Below are 17,520 nucleotides of genomic sequence, written 5' to 3' on the forward strand. Positions count from 1 at the left end.
AAACGACAGACTGAAAAGATCAGGCGTTATTCTCGTTGATCAGACGCTTGAGAAGTTCAACCTCGTGGCCGAGCTTGGTATCTGCGCCAATCAGTTCCTCGATCTTGCGCACGGCATGCAGAACCGTGGTGTGATCGCGACCACCGAAACGACGACCAATTTCCGGGAATGAACGTGGTGTCAACATTTTCGACAGGTACATGGCGACCTGGCGTGGCTTGACGATAACCCGGGTACGACGGTTCGAAACCAGTTCCTGCCGTGACACATTATAATGGCGGGCCACAATGCGCTGGATATCTTCGATGCGAACCCGCTTTGCTTCTCCAGCACCCACCAGATGCGAAAGAAGTTCGTCGACACGCTCTACTGACAACAAGGGTTCGAACGAGCGACGGAAAATCAGCTGGTTGAATGCACCTTCGAGTTCGCGACCACTTGCCGTTACGCTGCGCGCAACATGGGTCAGGATCTCTTCGGGAATTTCCAGAGCCGGATCATCCTGTCGGGCTGTGCCGAGACGGCGGTTCAGCATCTCGTAACGCATGTCGTAATCCGGGCCTTCGATTTCGACGGCCATGCCGCCCTGAAGACGCGAACGAACGCGTGGATCAAGCGATTCCAGCTCCCATGGCGCACGGTCAGCGGCCACAACAACCTGCTTTGCGCTATCCAGCAGCATGTTCAAGAGATGGCAGAACTCGTGCTGAATCATCTTGCCCTGCAGGAACTGCATGTCATCGATAACCAGAAGGTCGATGTTGCGCAGTGTGTCCTTGAGGGTCAGTGCATCATTGTCGCGAATTGCAGTTGCGAAACGCCACATGAAATATTCGGCGGTCAGATAGACCACACGAGAATTGCGCGGGCTGTCGATTGCCGCATTGGCAATCGCCTGCAGAAGATGGGTTTTGCCGAGACCAACGCCCGCATGAATAAAGAGCGGGTTGAAACGCACCGCGCCTGCACCAGCCTCGGCGATCGTCTTGGCTGCCGCCAGCGCAACACGGTTCGAAGAACCCTCAACAAAGGTGTCGAAGGTGAAGCGGCTATCAAGCGGTGAGCCGAACAGTGGTCCTGCGGACGTCTGGCGAGCCGGTTGGGCCGGGCTTACCGCCACTGGCACTGACATGCCAACCGGCTGCGCTGTCGCAGTCTTGTTGCGCGCTGCCACTGGCGCCATGGTTTCCGTTGCCGGCTCGGCACGCTCAGCGGCCTGCGGAACACGGACATTCGTACGGGTTGCCGAACGGACGAGTATTTCGACCTTCAGAACCTCTGGATCTTCACTCTGCACAAGGCTGGTGATCAGATCGATATAACGGTTGTTGATCCAAGACTTCAAAAACGTCGTTGGAACCGTGAAACGGACGACACTCTTGGAAACCGAATGAAGTTTCAGCCGGGCAAACCAGCTTGCGTAAACCTCAGGACCAACCTGCGCCTTCAAGCGTGCACTGAAACGTTCAAACAGTGCATCTTGAGTCATCTTCGATTTGTCCCCTGCCGGTTCCGAGCAAACGTCATCACATGCCTGCGATGCGCGGTCCCCGTTCACCGCCGCACCCATCACCAAATTCATTTGCATATTGCCGCCTTTCAAATTGCCAATCATAGCCTGACGAAAATACCCCGCCAGGGAAAACCTTCTCGTTATTGCTCTGAGCGACCCCCCTCGTTAAGAATTGCTCAAAGTTCGTTATTGCATGCGAGCCGGTTGTCCCATTCCCTCTTCATCATGGAGAGGCCTGCGATGCACTTGTCGATGCTCCTTTCGTTTCAACTCCCAATCACATTTTTTCAGACAAAGATGTACCGTTCTGCAACTATCAAAAGTTGCAGTTTGCATCGTGTCGATATCTGAAAAAACGGGATGAAAACATCCCGCCGCAAGGAACTATCGAACCTTCGAATTCAACATTCGGAACAGTTGATGGAGTGAAATCCGCGCCCCCTGACGAGATGCATTTAGGCAGGATCGCAGGTTGAGATCAATGGTGATTTTTCTGCAAATTGGAAGAACGGCCATTGACTCTATCTAACCATTTTGCATCACGCGCACCCCATTCTGGAGAATCGCTTATGAATCAATGAGATTCAATTTTCGAGGCTTTCGCGAGGCTGTCCAAATAAAAAAATAAAAAAAAACTTGACTCGAAAGTGCTGCCACCTTTCGCAGAGAAAGACAGGCTATTTACGAAAGACCTCTTGCAAGCATTTGTTTTTAAATGATTTTTTATGTCATCAGCTTGACGCGGGATTGTCATGATAGATGCTGAGACGTTAACAAAAAGTTACAAGCACAAAAAGCCCGGTCAATCGACCAGGCTTTTTAAACTATAATCAAAAAGGATTATATCAGGCTGCGAGAGCCTTAACGCGCTGTGCCAGACGGGACACCTTGCGGGATGCGGTGTTGCCGTGAAGAACACCCTTGGTCGCTGCACGCTGGATTTCCGGCTGAGCGGCCTTCAGAGCTTCGGTTGCAACAGCGAGATCGCCCGTTGCAATCGCTTCTTCAACCTTACGGATGAAGCCGCGAACACGCGAACGGCGAGCCTTGTTGACTGCGGTACGGCGAGCGATCTTGCGGGTCGCCTTTTTCGCCGAAGTTGTATTGGCCATGTATGCCTCTCTTCGAATTCGATCCAATTTCCGCAACCGCAGGACAGAGCCTTTTCAAAGACCTCACGTTCCAGAATTGCGGGAGTTATAGGGACAAGCCTGATCGGCTTTCCTTTACCGTGGGCGGGCATATAGCTTGAATGCGCGCGCCCGTCAACGCGCATTTTCGCTGAAACCGGAGATTCCGACTCCATCGCGCGAAATATCAGCGATTGCGAAACGCCGGTTTCCGCTTCTCGACAAATGCGGCCATACCCTCTTTCTGGTCCTTGGTGGCAAACAGCGAATGAAACAAACGCCGCTCAAACCGCAGGCCCTCTGCCAGCGGCAGTTCGAAGGCACGGTTGACGCTTTCCTTGGCCATCAGAACCGAGGCACGCGACAGAGACGCAATGCGGGTGGCGGCATCCACAGCCTCGTCCAGCAGCCTTTCCGGGGCAACGATACGCGACACCAATCCGGCGCGCTCAGCTTCGACGGCATCCATCATACGGCCGGTCAGGATGAGATCCATGGCCTTGGCCTTGCCAACCGCACGGGTTAGGCGTTGGGACCCGCCCATGCCAGGGATGATGCCAAGAGTGATTTCGGGCTGGCCGAACTTTGCCGTGTCAGCCGCAATGATGAAGTCGCATATCATGGCAAGCTCACAGCCGCCGCCCAGCGCAAAGCCCGAAACAGCTGCGATCACCGGCTTGCGGGTATTGGCCACATCATCCCAGCCACCGATGAAGTCACCGAGATAGGCATCCACAAAGTCGAGCGACTGCATTTCCTTGATATCGGCACCAGCTGCAAAAGCCTTTTCCGAGCCGGTAATGACGATCGCCCCAATGGAATCATCCGAGGTAAACGCCTGCATGATGTGGCGCATCTCTTTCATGACCGTCGAGTTGAGGGCGTTCAGCGCCTTGGGGCGATTGAGTGTAATGACACCAACCTCATCGCGCTTTTCCACCAGCAGCGTTTCATAGTCCATGGCCGTTCTCCCTTGAGGCTCGTTTCAGGTCTGGCAAACCGCACAATAGAAGGAGGATCGGCCTGCCTGCGTTATGCGGCTCACCGTACCCTTGCATCCGGGGGTGCTGCAAGCGTGCCCTTCCCGGTCGTAGACGGAAAAGGAATGCTGAAAGTAACCCAGAGATCCATCTGTTTGGATATGGTCTTTCAACGACGAGCCGCCCGCGGCAATGGCATCGGCAATCACGTCACGAATTTTCCGGGTCAGCAGAACGAGTCTGTCGCCTGGCGTGCCTTGTGCTGTCACCAGCGTACCCGCTGCCCGCTCTGGCGATAGCCCCGCCCGCCACAAGGCTTCGCAGACATAGATATTGCCAAGTCCTGCAATGATCTTCTGATCAAGCAACACTGTTTTTAAAGGCTGCTTGCGGCCAGCAAAACGTCCAGCAAGATAATCGGCGCTCAGCGAATTGCCTGTTGGTTCCGGCCCGAGATTTTCAAAGGCCGGATAACGATCAATATGACGGCGATCAATCAGATGCATGAACCCGAAGCGGCGGGGGTCATTATAAATGACGCGCTGGCGACCATTTCCGGTTTGCAGATGAAAGATCACATGGTCATGTTTTTCATCTTTTGATCTTGGATGATGAAACTCTCCCGGCGTTTCGAAATGAGGTTTTTCGCCGGCGGTCAGGCCCGCCTCGATTCGAAACGAGCCGGACATGCCGAGATGAGCAACAACCGTGCGGTCCTCTTCCAGGTCGATCAGCAGATATTTAGCGCGGCGTCCAAGCGACAGGATTTTATGGCCAGCAAGATCGGGACCAAACCCTTCCGAAAACGGAAAACGAAGGTCAGCGCGTCGCAATTCAACGGCTTCGACCAACGCCCCTTCCATGGTAGGCGCCAAACCGCGCCGGACAGTTTCAACCTCTGGCAATTCGGGCATGGGCATTCATCCAGTTGTTTATCGATGCGACTTTATGCTCTATAGACCACCTGCACATATCGCGGCCATGTGATACCGCCACAGATAGCGTCGCGAAGGCGTTTCCGCTATGGTCCGCCGCGTAATAAAGAATGGAGACAGACGATGACCGAGGCCCGCACCACCGCAGATGGCGGCATGGAAACTTCCTACGGCTTTCACAAGGTCGAAGAAGGCCAGAAGCAGGGCATGGTCAACGAGGTCTTCCATAAGGTCGCCAAGAAATATGACATCATGAATGATGTGATGTCTGCCGGTCTGCACCGCCTATGGAAAGATGCGATGGTATCCTCGCTCAATCCGCGGAAGGATCCCACCTACAAGGTGCTTGATGTTGCGGGCGGCACGGGCGACGTTGCCTTTCGTATTGTCGAAGCGTCCAACCGGCTGGCCCACGCGACGGTTCTCGATATCAATGGATCGATGCTGGGCGTTGGCCAGGAACGGGCTGCCAAGAAGGGCCTTTCCGACAACCTGACCTTCGTGGAGGCCAATGCCGAAGAGCTACCGCTGGAAAGCAACAGCTTTGATGCCTACACCATCGCCTTCGGCATTCGCAACGTACCGCGTATCGATGTTGCACTGAAAGAGGCGCATCGTGTTCTCAAGCGTGGTGGTCGTCTTTTGGTGCTGGAATTTTCCGAAGTGGAAATGCCGCTGCTCGACCGCGTCTATGACCTATGGTCGTTCAATGCCATTCCGCAGTTCGGCAAGATGATTACCGGTGATGCCGAGCCCTATCAGTATCTGGTGGAATCGATCCGCAAATTTCCCAAGCAGGAAGATTTCGCGACGATGATCCGCACTGCCGGCTTCTCCCGCGTCAGCTATACAAATTATACCGGTGGCATCGCTGCACTGCATTCCGGATGGAAACTGTAATCCCATGACATTTTTCCGTCAGAACAGAGCATTCGCATGAGCTTACCGGGTGCATATTTCCGGCTGGCACGGGTCGGCTGGGTTCTCGTGCGTGAGGGCGTGTTTCTGGCGCTGCCCTCCGATGACCTTCCCGCATCGGCAAAATTCGCCAAGGCACTGCTGAAACCCTTTGCACGCAATCGCGCCAAAAACCGTGACCGCAGTGACCGGCTGGCACGTGCGGTGGAACGGCTTGGGCCTTCCTATGTCAAGATGGGGCAGTTTCTGGCAACCCGCCCCGATGTGGTGGGTGCCGAATTTGCCGATGATCTGGCTGGTCTTCAGGACCGTATGGCATTTTTCCCAATCAGCGCGGCAAAGGCCAATATCGAGGGATCGCTTGGCCGTCCGGTGACAGAGCTTTACCGTGAGTTTGGTGATCCAATCGCTGCCGCCTCGATTGCGCAGGTACATCCGGCCGTCGTGGATACGCCGCAGGGACCGCGCAAGGTTGCCGTCAAGGTCATTCGTCCCGGCGTTCGCCAGCGCTTCCAGAACGATCTGGAAGCCATGTATCTGATTGCCGACCTGCAACAGCGTTTTGTTCGCTCTGCGCGCCGCCTGCGTCCGGTTGAAGTTACCCGCGCGCTGGAACAGACGACCAAGATCGAGATGGACCTGCGCCTTGAGGCTGCAGCCCTGTCCGAGATTGCCGAAAACACCAAAAACGACCCCGGTTTCCGCGTGCCTGACGTCGACTGGGAACGGACTGGCCGCGATGTCGTGACCATGGAATGGATCGACGGCATCAAGATGTCTGACGTGGAGGCGCTGAAAGCGGCCGGCCACGATCTCGACAAGCTGGCCGATACGCTGATCCAGTCTTTCCTGCGTCATACGCTGCGTGATGGCTTTTTCCATGCCGACATGCATCCCGGCAATCTGTTTGTCGATGCCAAGGGCATGATCGTTGCCGTCGACATGGGCATTGCCGGTCGGTTGGGCAAAAAGGAACGTCGGTTCCTCGCCGAAATTCTCTACGGGTTCATCACCCGCGATTACATGCGGGTCGCCGAGGTGCATTTTGAGGCGGGTTATGTGCCCGGCCATCATGATATTGCGAGCTTTGCGCAGGCCATCCGTGCGATTGGCGAGCCGATCCATGGGCAGCCCGCTGAAACCATCTCGATGGGCAAGCTGCTGACGCTGCTGTTTGAGGTTACCGAGCTTTTCGACATGGAAACCCGACCCGAGCTGGTCATGCTGCAAAAGACAATGGTGGTGGTGGAAGGCGTTTCACGCATTCTCAACCCTCGCTTCAACATGTGGAAGGCAGCCGATCCGGTGGTTGGCAGCTGGATCCGCGACAATCTTGGCCCAAAACGCATCGTCACCGATCTGAAGGACGGCATGAAGGCGGCTGTGAAACTGGCAGAAGCCATTCCGGAAATTGCCGCCAAGACCGAAAAGCTGCATGGCGAACTGGTCTATATGAGCGAAAACGGCGTGCGTTTCGACGCGCAGACGGCAGAAGCCATCGGCAAGGCAGAGGCACGTCACACCCGTTGGGGCCGTATCGCGCTTTGGATCATTGCTTTGGTGCTGGTTTATATCGCGATCAGGATCAGCTGATCGCGATGCCCAGCTCTGTACGCAGCTTCTTGGTTAGCCCGGACGCCACCATTTCATAGGAGCGGCGCACATAATACTCCAGTTCCTCGCGTTCCAGCGGGGAATGGTCGCCAATGGATATCCATTTGCGTTTGGCAAAATACGGCGCCTGACCAATGCCTTCAAGCGAGGTGAGGATTTCAAAACTTTCCTCGGAGCATTTAACCACGAGGCGCCAATTATCGCTGTTGCCAAGAACGGCAAAAACCTTGCCCCCGACTTTGGCAACGTGCGAATCCCACTGGTCGACAAAGGTCACGCCGGGCCATTTGACCAGCAGGTCATCAAAACCATTGCGGTTGAAAATGCTCATGCCAGTTTCTCCGCAATCATCGCTGCGAGACGGTCGGCAACTTCATCCTTGCCGAGATCAGGCCATGCCTCAACGCCATCTTTCGAAATCAGCTTCACCTGATTGCGCAGACCACCCATTACACCGGTTTCCGGTGACACATCATTGGCGATGATCAAATCGGCGCCTTTGCGTTCCAGCTTGGCGCGACCATTATTTTCGACATCCTGTGTTTCTGCCGCAAAACCGATGACCAAAGTCGGGCGTTTTTCATGATGACCGACGGTTTTCAGAATATCAGGGTTTTCCGTCAGCATCAGAGCTGGTGGCGCATCACCCGGCTGTTTCTTGATCTTCTGATCGGACGCGGTCGCCACGCGCCAGTCCGCAACCGCAGCAACAAAAACGGCAATGTCGGCTGGCAGACGCGCGATCACCGCATCGCGCATCTCTTCGGCTCGTTCGACATGTACGGTCGTTACGTTGGCCGGATCGGGGATAGTCACCGGACCGGAGACCAGCGTTACTTTGGCACCCAGTTGGGCAAGGGCGGCAGCAATCGCGTGGCCCTGCCGGCCGGAGGAGCGGTTGGCAATATAACGTACGGGATCGATGGGTTCATGGGTCGGACCCGAGGTCACGATCGCCGTTTTGCCGGCAAGCGGTTTGGCTGCATCGTCCAGCAATGCTTCAACGGCCTCAGCGATCTGCACAGGTTCAGCCATCCGGCCGACACCTGCCTCGCCTTTTTCCGCCATCTCACCGGCCATGGGACCGATGAAATGAACCCCGTCCCCCTTCAACGTTGCGATATTGCGTTGTGTCGCCTTGGCTACCCACATTTTTGGGTTCATGGCCGGTGCAACCAGCACCGGTCTGTCGGTTGCCAGAAGCACAGTCGATGCCAGATCATCCGCCAGACCATTAGCCATCTTGGCCATAAGGTCAGCGGTTGCCGGCGCAATCAGCACAAGGTCACAGTCGCGCGCCAGCCTGATATGACCGACATCCTGCTCGTCCTGGCGGGAAAAAAGCTCGGTAAAGACATGGGTGGCCGACAGCGCACCAACCGCCAGCGGCGTGACAAATTCCTGCGCACCCCTCGTCATGACAGGCGTTACTTTAGCGCCACGCTCTTTCAGACGGCGAATGAGATCAAGGCTTTTGTAAGCCGCGATACCGCCTGAGATGACCAGAAGAATATGTTTGCCTGAAAGTGTCATGCGCGAAGTAACCGATTGATGTTTCAATCGACCCTAACGCATCGCCACAGAAATCGGAATCGATTTTCGCAATGTGTAAAGCCTGCCTGAAAAGCACGAGAGCGCCGCGCATCCTGTGACGCACGGCGCTCTAGCAATTCATTTCGGGACTGCGCTTGATCTGTTATCACGCCGCCTTGGCAGCGTGATACTCCTTGATCGCCACCATCTTGATGGCTGGATAACGCTCGGACTCGTAACGCAGCGAAAATGCATCCTGCGCCAGGAACACGGGATCACCGTCCAGATCGCGGGCGATGTCACCGCGCTTGACGTTGAGGAACTTGTCCATTTCTGCAGGCTGGTCAGACGAAATCCAGCGGCAGACCGAGAAGCGCGACATTTCAAACGAAACCGGCAGGCCATATTCACCCATCAGTCGTTCCTTCAAAACGTCCAGCTGCAGCGCACCGACCACGCCGACAATCGCAGGCGAACCATCCTCTGGCGAAAACAGCTGCACAACGCCTTCTTCCGCCATCTGCTGAAGTGCTTCCTTCAGCTTCTTGGCCTTCATGGCATCTTCCAGACGCACACGACGCAGAATTTCCGGCGAGAAGTTCGGAACGCCCTGGAACACAAGGTTTTCACCTTCTGTCAGCGTATCACCGATGCGCAGTGTACCGTGGTTGGGAATGCCGACCACGTCACCGGCAAAGGCTGTATCAGCCAGCTGGCGCTGCGAGGCAAAGAAGAACTGCGGTGCGGTGAGACCCATCTGCTTGCCAGTACGGGCCAGACGCGCCTTCATGCCACGCTCCAACTTGCCGGAGCAGATGCGGGCAAACGCGATACGGTCGCGGTGGTTCGGGTCCATGTTCGCCTGGATCTTGAACACGAAAGCCGTCATCTTGTCTTCTGCCGCATGAACCGTGCGGGTATCGGCCACCTGGTCACGCGGTGGCGGTGCGAAATCACCCAGCGCGTTGATCAGATCACGAACACCGAAATTGCGCAGCGCCGAACCAAAGAACACCGGGGTCATGTGGCCTTCAAGGAAGGCTTGCCGATCAAACGGGCGGCAGGCTTCGATTGCCAGTTCCGTTTCTTCAATAAAGGCTTCCCGCTCGTTTTCTGGCAGGCGATCGGCAACCGCGCGCGGGCCGTTGACCGCCAGAGGTTCAACCTGCGTGTCGACACCACGGAACGTGCTGTTGGCCAGATTATAGGCACCGGAGAAGGTCTTGGCGCGGCCAACCGGCCAGGTCACGGGCGCTGTGTCCAGTGCCAGCTTTTCTTCCACCTCATCCAGAATTTCGAAGGGATCGCGGCTTTCACGGTCCATCTTGTTGATGAAGGTAATGATTGGAATGTCGCGCATGCGGCAGACTTCGAACAGCTTCAGCGTCCGTGGCTCGATACCCTTGGCGGCATCGATCACCATGATCGCGGCGTCCACAGCGGTCAGCGTGCGATAGGTATCGTCCGCGAAGTCTTCGTGGCCCGGCGTATCGAGAATGTTGAACACCCGGTCGTTATATTCAAACGTCATCACCGAGGTGACGACCGAGATACCGCGCTCGCGCTCGATCTTCATCCAGTCCGAACGCGTCTGGATACGGTCCTTCTTCGCCTTCACTTCACCGGCAAGCTGGATCGCGCCGCCGAACAGCAGCAGCTTTTCGGTCAGTGTCGTCTTACCGGCATCCGGGTGCGCAATAATCGCAAATGTGCGGCGGCGGGATACCGCCTCGGCGAGTGTTTCAGCCATAGAGAAATTCCTGTTGATTGGCGCCGTCTTTACAGTTTCAAGCCGCGATATGCAATTGACCTGCGCCATGCAGACAAAGCAAATGGCATTATGCCTTATGATATGACCTCGCTTCCGCCGCTTAAACTTGTTCGTCTTGCCCATGGCGCAGGACTTGAGTTGCCGTCTTACGAAACCAGCGGCGCTGCCGGCATGGACCTGCGCGCCGCCGTTGATGCCGATGCGCCAGTGACCTTGAAGGCAGGTGCCCGCATGCTGGTGCCCACCGGTTTCATCTTCGAGGTTCCTGCAGGTTTTGAGGCGCAGATCCGCCCCCGCTCCGGCCTTGCGATCAAAAACGGCATCACCTGCCTCAACTCTCCGGGCACCGTCGACAGTGATTATCGCGGTGAGGTGAAGGTCATTCTGGCCAATCTCGGCCAGGAAGACTTCGTCATCGAACGCGGCATGCGTATCGCCCAGATGGTGATTGCACCTGTGACGCAGGTTGTCGTGAGCGAGGTCACTGAAACCTCGGAGACCAGCCGTGGAACAGGTGGCTTTGGTTCCACCGGAACGGCGTGATATCTGCGCCAACACTGCCGAAATGCAGACAAGTGTTTCACCGGCTTTCCAGCAATTGAAAAATTCCGGGCTTTTGGATAGATCGCTGGCGAGAACCTGATTTCGGAGCCTTCGATGACAATCGGCACCCTGCTTGCTTATGCCACAGCCCTGTTCATTGCTGCCGCCATTCCCGGCCCCGGCATGACGGCCATTGTGGCGCGTGCTTTGGGCTCCGGTTTTCGTGAAACCTTCTTTATGGGCCTTGGGCTTGTTCTGGGAGACATGGTCTATCTGACGGCGGTCATTCTTGGACTGGCCTTCGTTGCCCAGACCTTTCACGAAGCCTTTCTGGTGCTGAAATTCGCTGGCGCCGCCTATCTGCTTTATATTGCCTGGAAGCTCTGGACCGCGGGTATTCTTTCAACTGACCTCAAGGCGCGCAAATCCACCAGCATCGGCATGTCATTTATGTCAGGCCTTCTGATTACGCTCGGCAATCCCAAGACCATGCTGTTTTACGTCGCTCTTGTGCCCACGCTCATCGATATCAGGGTGATCGGCATGTCTGAATACATGACCCTGGTTGCCACCACATTCCTCGTTCTGATGGCTGTGCTTTTGCCCTACATCCTGCTGGCCACCAAGGCACGTACCTTGCTGAAGAGGCCACGTGCACTGCAAATTCTCAACCGCGCCGCCGCCAGTATCCTGGCCGGAACTGCCGCTTTGATTGCCACGCGCGCCAGTTGAAATATTTATCCTGATAAATCCGAGATTTAATCAGAATTTTCCAACGATCGACCATTATAAGAAAAGGCGTTCGCTAGCCTGAAAGCGTGATTGCTCCTATTCTGCGCGGTAATTTCTGCCGGCTGCATATAAAATTTCAAAGGAGACTATCATGTCAGAAGCCCGCAAGCCTGGACGCGGACGTATCTATTCTTCGATCACCGAAACCATTGGTGATACACCGCTTGTGCGTCTCGACAAACTGGCCAAGGAAAAGGGCGTCAAGGCCAACATTCTGGCAAAGCTTGAATTCTTCAACCCGATCTCGTCGGTCAAGGATCGTATCGGCGTGGCGCTGATCGAGTCTCTCGAAGCGCAGGGCAAGATCACCCCCGGCAAAACCACGCTGATCGAGCCAACCTCCGGCAACACCGGTATTGCACTTGCCTTTGCGGCCGCTGCCAAGGGTTATAAGCTCATTCTGACCATGCCGGAAACCATGTCTGTTGAGCGCCGCAAGATGCTGGTGCTGCTGGGCGCCGAACTGGTGCTGACCGAAGGCCCGAAGGGCATGAAGGGCGCCATTGCCAAGGCACAGGAACTGGCAGAAACCCTGCCCGACGCCGTTATTCCACAGCAGTTTGAAAACCCGGCCAACCCGGAAATTCACCGCAAGACGACTGCAGAAGAAATCTGGAACGATACCGACGGCAAGGCTGACATTCTCGTCTCGGGCATTGGCACCGGCGGCACCATTACCGGTGTTGGCCAGGTTCTGAAGTCCCGCAAGCCGGACTTCAAGGTCGTTGCCGTTGAGCCAGCCGACAGCCCGGTTCTGTCCGGCGGCAATCCCGGCCCGCACAAGATTCAGGGCATTGGTGCAGGTTTTGCACCGGCTGTGCTCGACACAACGATCTATGACGAAATCGTCACGGTCACCAATGACGAGGCTTTTGAAACTGCACGTCTCGTGGCCCGCCTTGAAGGTGTTCCGGTCGGTATTTCCTCCGGTGCAGCCCTGACGGCTGCCATCAAGGTTGGTAGCCGCGAAGAAAACGCTGGCAAAAACATCGTCGTAATCATTCCGTCCTTCGCGGAACGTTATCTCTCGACCGCACTGTTTGAAGGTCTCGGCCTCTAAGAAAAAAAGCCCGCCATGCACCTCTGCATGGCGGGCTTTTTGACGCGATAGCGCAGGTTTCAAGCCGCAGCGTTCAGCCTTTCCCCCGCAATGCGGTAGGAAATCGCCTCAGCCAGATGAATGCGGCTGACGATAGCGTGGCCTTCAAGGTCAGCAAGCGTGCGGGCCACCTTCAGGATACGATGATAACCACGCGCAGAGAATTTCAGGCGCTCAGCGGCATCCCGAAGAAGCTGCAAACCAGGCGCGTCCGGTTCTGCAAAGCGTTCAATCAGCGCTGTTGAGCAACGCGCATTGGTTCTGATCTCCGCAAAACCAGCACTGGCATACCGTTCCTGTTGGCGTTCACGGGCGCGCGCTACCCGTTTTGCCACATCGGCACTGCTTTCCGCCGCCATTGGGCGAATGAGATCTGCGGCAGAGACTGCAGGCACATCAATGCGAATATCGATACGGTCCATCAAGGGACCGGAAATCCGTGCCTGATAATCGGAAACGCAGCGTGGTCCTCTGGCGCAGGTAAAACCAGGTTCTCCCGCCATGCCGCATTTACAAGGGTTCATGGCAGCAACCAGCTGAATTTGCGCAGGGTAACTCACGCGGTGATTGGCCCGCGCAATGATACATTCGCCGGTTTCCAGCGGCTGGCGCAGCGCATCCACCACCTGCGGTGAAAATTCCGGGAACTCATCCAGAAACAACACGCCATTATGGGCGAGAGATGCCTCGCCCGGTTTGGCGCGCAAGCCACCGCCAACAAGGGCCGCCATGGTGGCGGAATGATGCGGCGTTCGGAACGGCCTGCTATCCGACAGCTTGCCACCGGAAAGCTGGCCGGCAATGGAATGCACCATCGAGACCTCCAGCAGTTCCGCTGCCGACAAAGGCGGCAAGATGGATGGCAGGCGTGAGGCCAGCATCGACTTGCCTGAGCCGGGAGGTCCAACCATCAACATGTTATGGCCGCCGGCCGCGACAACCTCCAGAGCGCGCTTGGCGCTTTCCTGCCCCTTGATGTCGGCAAGGTCGGGCATATTGGCAGGTGTTGCTCGGATGGCTGGCTGCGGACGCGACAAAAGCTGCGTGCCGCGAAAATGATTGGCCAACGCAATCAGGCTGCGCGGCGCCAGAATGTCGATATCGGCACCGGCCCATGCGGCTTCGGGACCACTTTCTGCCGGGCAGATCAGCCCCCTGCCCATAGCATTGGCACCAATCGCTGCTGGCAAGGCACCAGCCACGGCGCCAATCGTCCCATCAAGGTTCAACTCGCCGAGCACCACATATTTGGAGAGCGCTTCTGCGGGAATAGCCCCGAGCGCCGCCATCAGCGCAAGGGCGATGGGGAGGTCAAAATGGCTGCCTTCCTTTGGCAGATCGGCGGGTGCCAGATTGACCGTGACCTTCTTTGGAGGGAGCGCAAGACCGGAGGCATGCAGGGCTGCCTGGACACGTTCGCGGCTTTCGGCAACCGCCTTATCCGGAAGGCCGACAATCTGGATGCCGACACGTCCCGGTGCCACCATGACCTGAACTTCGACAGGAACACCTTCAATGCCCTGAAATGCAACCGTATTGACCCGCGCCACCATGGCTTGCCCTCAAAACCGTATCTGCCAATCCCTTGCCTCATGGCAACAGACAGGCGGAAAACCTGATTGGAGCGGCCGTTTCCGGGCATAGTCTGCCGGTTGTCAGGCCACAGATTGCAACCTGACACAAGAATGTCGACAAGACAAGAACATTACAGGAACATTTTTTACAACGAAGTCGCGCTCAAGATAGCAGGAAGCGAAAGAAGGTCCTCTTCCGCTCCCGCACATGCGCCTGGGCTTATCAGCCCTGCGCTTCGCGCTTGCGCTCAATGGCGTCCCACAGCAGGCTGGCTACATCGGCACCGCCGAACTTTTTGACTTCGCGAATGCCGGTCGGCGACGTGACATTGATTTCGGTCATGTAATCACCGATTACATCGATACCGACAAACAGGAAACCACGCTCACGCAGAGCAGGGCCAATCCGCTCGCAGATTTCCTTTTCGCGTGCCGTCAGTTCTGTCGGCTCGGGGCGACCACCGGCATGCATATTGGAACGGGCATCATTTTCCGCAGGCACACGATTGATGGCGCCTACGGGCTCACCATCCACCAGCAGGATACGCTTGTCGCCCTTGCGGACATCTGGCAGGTACTGCTGGGCAATGTAGGGTTCCCGGAACATCTGGCCGAACATTTCCAGAAGCGACGAGAAATTGCGATCGTCCCGCGCCGAATGGAACACGCCTGCACCACCATTGCCGTAGAGCGGCTTCAAGATGATATCACCCATCTCCTGACGGAAGCGGGCAATTTCGGCAGCATCCTTGGTGATCAGCGTTGCCGGCATCAGGTCTGCAAATTCGGTAACGAAGATCTTCTCTGGCGAATTGCGCACCCAGGCCGGGTCGTTGACAACAAGTGTCTTGGGATGAATGCGCTCCAACAGATGCGTGGAAGTGATGTAAGCCATGTCGAATGGCGGATCCTGGCGCAGATGAATGACATCCATCGTCGAGAGATCAACGCGTTCCGGCTCGGACAGGGAATAGTGGTCGCCATTGATGTCGCGCAGTTCCATCTGTTCGACAGTGGCGTAAATCTTGCCATCGCGCATGCTGAGGCGATCAGGCGTGTAATGGAACAACCGATAGCCCCTGGCCTGTGCTTCAAGGCTCATGGCAAAGGTTGAATCACCGGCAATATTGATGCCGGACACATGATCCATCTGGATCGCAACGTTCTTGATTTTTGCCATGCGCAGTCCCTTTTCTCAAAGCCCGACAGATTTAGGATAGAGGGGCTTTAAAGGCAACTGCTGCAAGACGTGCCATCTATGAGTTTTATTGATGACCTTAACGGGCGAGGCTGTAGGAGCGCGCCGAGAAAATCTTGTTCCACACGCGGTAGGCCAAAGCCAGTGCTGTGGGGAAGGGACGGCGCATGAAGGCCACCTTGCGCACGTAATTATCCACACGCCATGTTGCCCATGTTCCGGCGCGGAAATAGGCCACATCGCCGCTGCGCAGCACGCTGACCACGCCATTTTCAGCGGTCACATGCACTTCGCCTTCAAGAATATAAACCGTCTCATCCCAACCGAAGAACCAGCGGAACTCGCCAGCTGTGCAATCCCACATGGCGGTGCTGGAGGCGCGGTCACGGCTTCGCGAATGGTCGGCTGCCCGAGCATGTGGTGCGCCGGCAATGATCCAGTCCGGATTGATCGGTGCATCCTTCATGTCCATGCCATGGCTGGACGCAGCCACCACCGCCTCAGTGCCATGGGCACCAACCCGCATTGGAACAAGCGGCACGGTCCGAATTGCCATTGCCGCTGCACTTGCCAACATGATCTTGATCGACATCCGCTTTTCCCCAGCCGTGTTACCATCTGGGGTTTATCGCAAACATCTAACGAGAGCGTTCATCCGGTCTGTTCAATTTTATCGATCGACCGGAAAAACAGGCCTGTTCAGCCTGCAAATGAAGGAATTGCCGCTGCCTGCTGTTCCGGATTGAGACGGACATGCTGTTGCTCGATGCGTTTGCCGGTTTCCGTCGAAAAGAAGTGCAGTTTCTCCGGTGCGATGGCCAGCGAAAATTCGAGCGGTACCGGCAGATCAGGCGGGAAGGCTGCCGTCATTGCCTGATCGCCGACAAAACCATGCACGAGGCGCTGTGAACCCAGCTCTTCGACATAATCAACGCGGAATGCCAAACCCTTTTCGTCCGGCCCGGCAATGCGGAAATCTTCGGCACGCATGCCGACCGTGACGGCACCGGAAGCCGGTGCAAAGCTCTTCAGCGTCAGGATTTCAGGGCCGATCGCCAGACGATCCCCATGCAACTCTCCGGCAACCAGGTTCATGGCTGGCGAGCCGATAAAGCTGGCGACAAAGGTCGAGGCTGGTGTGTGATACACGTCCAGAGGGGCACCGATCTGCTCGATACGGCCACCGTTCAGCACCACCAGGCGGTCCGCCAGGGTCATGGCCTCAAGCTGGTCATGGGTGACGTAAAGCGACGTCGTGCCGAGGCGCTTTTGCAGGCGCTTGATTTCACCGCGCATCGAAACACGCAGCTTGGCATCCAGGTTGGACAAGGGTTCGTCAAACAGGAAGGCAGCCGGTTTGCGCACGATGGCGCGACCCATCGCGACGCGCTGACGCTGACCACCGGAAAGAGCCCGTGGCTTGCGCTCCAGATAGGGTTGTAGTTCCAGCATGCGCGCCGCTTCCTGGACGCGTGCATCGATCTCGGCCTTTGGGGTCTTGCGGTTTTTCAGACCGTAGGCAAGGTTTTCATACACCGTCATATGCGGGTACAGCGCATAGTTCTGAAACACCATGGCGATATCGCGGTCGGCAGGGTCAACATTATTGACCTCACGACCACCGATTTTCACCGTGCCTTCCGAAATATCCTCAAGGCCTGCGACCATGCGCAGAAGCGTGGATTTTCCGCAGCCGGACGGGCCAACGAGCACGATGAATTCACCGTCATTGATGGAGATATCGACCCCGTGAACGGCGCGAACGCCACCATGGTAATCCTTGCAGACCTGACTGATTTCGATCTCGGCCATGTTACCTATCCTTTATTTATCGCTTTCAGTGAGGCCCTTGATGAACCACCGCTGGAAAATCACCACGATGAGAACCGGCGGCAGCATGGCGAGCACCGCAAGCGCAAA

Annotated in this window: 16 protein-coding genes and 1 pseudogene; 5 read left to right on the forward strand and 12 right to left on the reverse strand. The window is 56.4% G+C overall.

The annotated features are described in order from the left end of the window. Window positions 1–19: 19 nt before the first annotated feature. From dnaA to mutM, 4 genes are all read right to left on the reverse strand, one after another. Window positions 20–1,588 carry a chromosomal replication initiator protein DnaA gene (gene dnaA / locus RT613_RS05155; protein ID WP_409558766.1) on the reverse strand — a complete coding sequence of 523 codons (1,569 nt, stop codon included), beginning with the start codon at window positions 1,586–1,588 and terminating at the stop codon, window positions 20–22. Between the two features lie 770 nt (window positions 1,589–2,358). Continuing rightward, the gene (gene rpsT, locus RT613_RS05160) at window positions 2,359–2,625 is read right to left on the reverse strand and encodes a 30S ribosomal protein S20 (RefSeq protein WP_192486758.1); all 267 of its coding nucleotides are present in this window, start codon (window positions 2,623–2,625) and stop codon (window positions 2,359–2,361) included. Window positions 2,626–2,830: 205 nt separating this feature from the next. Further along, window positions 2,831–3,604 (reverse strand): enoyl-CoA hydratase, encoded by a 774-nt coding sequence (locus RT613_RS05165; protein ID WP_313613507.1) that lies wholly within the window; start codon window positions 3,602–3,604, stop codon window positions 2,831–2,833. Between the two features lie 24 nt (window positions 3,605–3,628). Continuing rightward, entirely contained in the window at window positions 3,629–4,537 is a 909-nt protein-coding gene (mutM, locus tag RT613_RS05170) for a bifunctional DNA-formamidopyrimidine glycosylase/DNA-(apurinic or apyrimidinic site) lyase (protein ID WP_313613509.1), read from the reverse strand. Between the two features lie 144 nt (window positions 4,538–4,681). Between mutM and ubiE the strand changes: the two genes are divergently transcribed. Beyond that, complete coding sequence (ubiE, locus tag RT613_RS05175; protein WP_313613511.1) at window positions 4,682–5,458, forward strand: bifunctional demethylmenaquinone methyltransferase/2-methoxy-6-polyprenyl-1,4-benzoquinol methylase UbiE; 777 nt, start codon at window positions 4,682–4,684, stop codon at window positions 5,456–5,458. 36 nt (window positions 5,459–5,494) lie between these two features. Beyond that, entirely contained in the window at window positions 5,495–7,069 is a 1,575-nt protein-coding gene (ubiB, locus tag RT613_RS05180; protein WP_313613512.1) for a 2-polyprenylphenol 6-hydroxylase, read from the forward strand. On the opposite strand, the gene RT613_RS05185 is transcribed toward ubiB, so the two are convergent. The 3 genes from RT613_RS05185 to RT613_RS05195 all read right to left on the reverse strand — a co-directional run bounded on the left by RT613_RS05185 (window position 7,062) and on the right by RT613_RS05195 (window position 10,373). Beyond that, window positions 7,062–7,421 carry an MmcQ/YjbR family DNA-binding protein gene (locus RT613_RS05185; RefSeq protein ID WP_313613514.1) on the reverse strand — a complete coding sequence of 120 codons (360 nt, stop codon included), beginning with the start codon at window positions 7,419–7,421 and terminating at the stop codon, window positions 7,062–7,064. The two genes, ubiB and RT613_RS05185, sit on opposite strands and share 8 nt — an antisense overlap. Then, window positions 7,418–8,623 carry a bifunctional phosphopantothenoylcysteine decarboxylase/phosphopantothenate--cysteine ligase CoaBC gene (gene coaBC, locus RT613_RS05190; RefSeq protein WP_313613516.1) on the reverse strand — a complete coding sequence of 402 codons (1,206 nt, stop codon included), beginning with the start codon at window positions 8,621–8,623 and terminating at the stop codon, window positions 7,418–7,420. Before coaBC ends, RT613_RS05185 begins: the two co-directional genes overlap by 4 nt. A gap of 166 nt (window positions 8,624–8,789) precedes the next feature. Further along, entirely contained in the window at window positions 8,790–10,373 is a 1,584-nt protein-coding gene (locus tag RT613_RS05195) for a peptide chain release factor 3 (protein ID WP_313613518.1), read from the reverse strand. Window positions 10,374–10,463: 90 nt separating this feature from the next. On the opposite strand from RT613_RS05195, the gene dut reads away from it, so the two are divergent. The 3 genes from dut to cysK all read left to right on the forward strand — a co-directional run bounded on the left by dut (window position 10,464) and on the right by cysK (window position 12,789). Beyond that, window positions 10,464–10,937, forward strand: a complete 474-nt coding sequence (dut, locus tag RT613_RS05200) for a dUTP diphosphatase (protein ID WP_313613520.1) — start codon at window positions 10,464–10,466, stop codon at window positions 10,935–10,937. A gap of 114 nt (window positions 10,938–11,051) precedes the next feature. Beyond that, complete coding sequence (locus tag RT613_RS05205) at window positions 11,052–11,669, forward strand: LysE family translocator (RefSeq protein ID WP_313613522.1); 618 nt, start codon at window positions 11,052–11,054, stop codon at window positions 11,667–11,669. A gap of 151 nt (window positions 11,670–11,820) precedes the next feature. Next, window positions 11,821–12,789 (forward strand): cysteine synthase A, encoded by a 969-nt coding sequence (gene cysK, locus RT613_RS05210; protein ID WP_313613523.1) that lies wholly within the window; start codon window positions 11,821–11,823, stop codon window positions 12,787–12,789. A 59-nt stretch (window positions 12,790–12,848) separates the two neighbouring features. Here cysK and RT613_RS05215 read toward each other — a convergent pair whose 3' ends face one another. From RT613_RS05215 to RT613_RS05235, 5 genes and pseudogenes are all read right to left on the reverse strand, one after another. Further along, the gene (locus RT613_RS05215; RefSeq protein ID WP_313613524.1) at window positions 12,849–14,381 is read right to left on the reverse strand and encodes a YifB family Mg chelatase-like AAA ATPase; all 1,533 of its coding nucleotides are present in this window, start codon (window positions 14,379–14,381) and stop codon (window positions 12,849–12,851) included. A 244-nt stretch (window positions 14,382–14,625) separates the two neighbouring features. Continuing rightward, the gene (gshB, locus tag RT613_RS05220; RefSeq protein ID WP_313613526.1) at window positions 14,626–15,582 is read right to left on the reverse strand and encodes a glutathione synthase; all 957 of its coding nucleotides are present in this window, start codon (window positions 15,580–15,582) and stop codon (window positions 14,626–14,628) included. 97 nt (window positions 15,583–15,679) lie between these two features. Then, window positions 15,680–16,192 (reverse strand): cupin domain-containing protein, encoded by a 513-nt coding sequence (locus RT613_RS05225; protein ID WP_313613527.1) that lies wholly within the window; start codon window positions 16,190–16,192, stop codon window positions 15,680–15,682. 107 nt (window positions 16,193–16,299) lie between these two features. Beyond that, the gene (locus RT613_RS05230; protein WP_313613528.1) at window positions 16,300–17,412 is read right to left on the reverse strand and encodes a sn-glycerol-3-phosphate import ATP-binding protein UgpC; all 1,113 of its coding nucleotides are present in this window, start codon (window positions 17,410–17,412) and stop codon (window positions 16,300–16,302) included. 12 nt (window positions 17,413–17,424) lie between these two features. Continuing rightward, window positions 17,425–17,520: pseudogene (locus tag RT613_RS05235) on the reverse strand (glycerol-3-phosphate ABC transporter permease); the annotation flags it as partial.

The sequence above is a fragment of the Agrobacterium sp. genome (genome assembly GCF_032092815.1).
Taxonomy (GTDB): Bacteria; Pseudomonadota; Alphaproteobacteria; order Rhizobiales; family Rhizobiaceae; genus Agrobacterium.

What these genes read in the sequence shown, in the direction of transcription:
- coaBC (WP_313613516.1), bottom strand. Translation starts at nt 8,623, where the DNA reads ATGACACTTTCAGGCAAACATATTCTTCTGGTCATCTCAGGCGGTATC.
- RT613_RS05225 (WP_313613527.1), bottom strand. Translation starts at nt 16,192, where the DNA reads ATGTCGATCAAGATCATGTTGGCAAGTGCAGCGGCAATGGCAATTCGG.
- RT613_RS05230 (WP_313613528.1), bottom strand. Translation starts at nt 17,412, where the DNA reads ATGGCCGAGATCGAAATCAGTCAGGTCTGCAAGGATTACCATGGTGGC.
- cysK (WP_313613523.1), top strand. Translation starts at nt 11,821, where the DNA reads ATGTCAGAAGCCCGCAAGCCTGGACGCGGACGTATCTATTCTTCGATC.
- RT613_RS05185 (WP_313613514.1), bottom strand. Translation starts at nt 7,421, where the DNA reads ATGAGCATTTTCAACCGCAATGGTTTTGATGACCTGCTGGTCAAATGG.
- ubiE (WP_313613511.1), top strand. Translation starts at nt 4,682, where the DNA reads ATGACCGAGGCCCGCACCACCGCAGATGGCGGCATGGAAACTTCCTAC.
- RT613_RS05215 (WP_313613524.1), bottom strand. Translation starts at nt 14,381, where the DNA reads ATGGTGGCGCGGGTCAATACGGTTGCATTTCAGGGCATTGAAGGTGTT.
- dnaA (WP_409558766.1), bottom strand. Translation starts at nt 1,588, where the DNA reads ATGCAAATGAATTTGGTGATGGGTGCGGCGGTGAACGGGGACCGCGCA.
- mutM (WP_313613509.1), bottom strand. Translation starts at nt 4,537, where the DNA reads ATGCCCGAATTGCCAGAGGTTGAAACTGTCCGGCGCGGTTTGGCGCCT.
- rpsT (WP_192486758.1), bottom strand. Translation starts at nt 2,625, where the DNA reads ATGGCCAATACAACTTCGGCGAAAAAGGCGACCCGCAAGATCGCTCGC.
- RT613_RS05165 (WP_313613507.1), bottom strand. Translation starts at nt 3,604, where the DNA reads ATGGACTATGAAACGCTGCTGGTGGAAAAGCGCGATGAGGTTGGTGTC.
- RT613_RS05205 (WP_313613522.1), top strand. Translation starts at nt 11,052, where the DNA reads ATGACAATCGGCACCCTGCTTGCTTATGCCACAGCCCTGTTCATTGCT.
- RT613_RS05195 (WP_313613518.1), bottom strand. Translation starts at nt 10,373, where the DNA reads ATGGCTGAAACACTCGCCGAGGCGGTATCCCGCCGCCGCACATTTGCG.
- ubiB (WP_313613512.1), top strand. Translation starts at nt 5,495, where the DNA reads ATGAGCTTACCGGGTGCATATTTCCGGCTGGCACGGGTCGGCTGGGTT.
- gshB (WP_313613526.1), bottom strand. Translation starts at nt 15,582, where the DNA reads ATGGCAAAAATCAAGAACGTTGCGATCCAGATGGATCATGTGTCCGGC.
- dut (WP_313613520.1), top strand. Translation starts at nt 10,464, where the DNA reads ATGCCTTATGATATGACCTCGCTTCCGCCGCTTAAACTTGTTCGTCTT.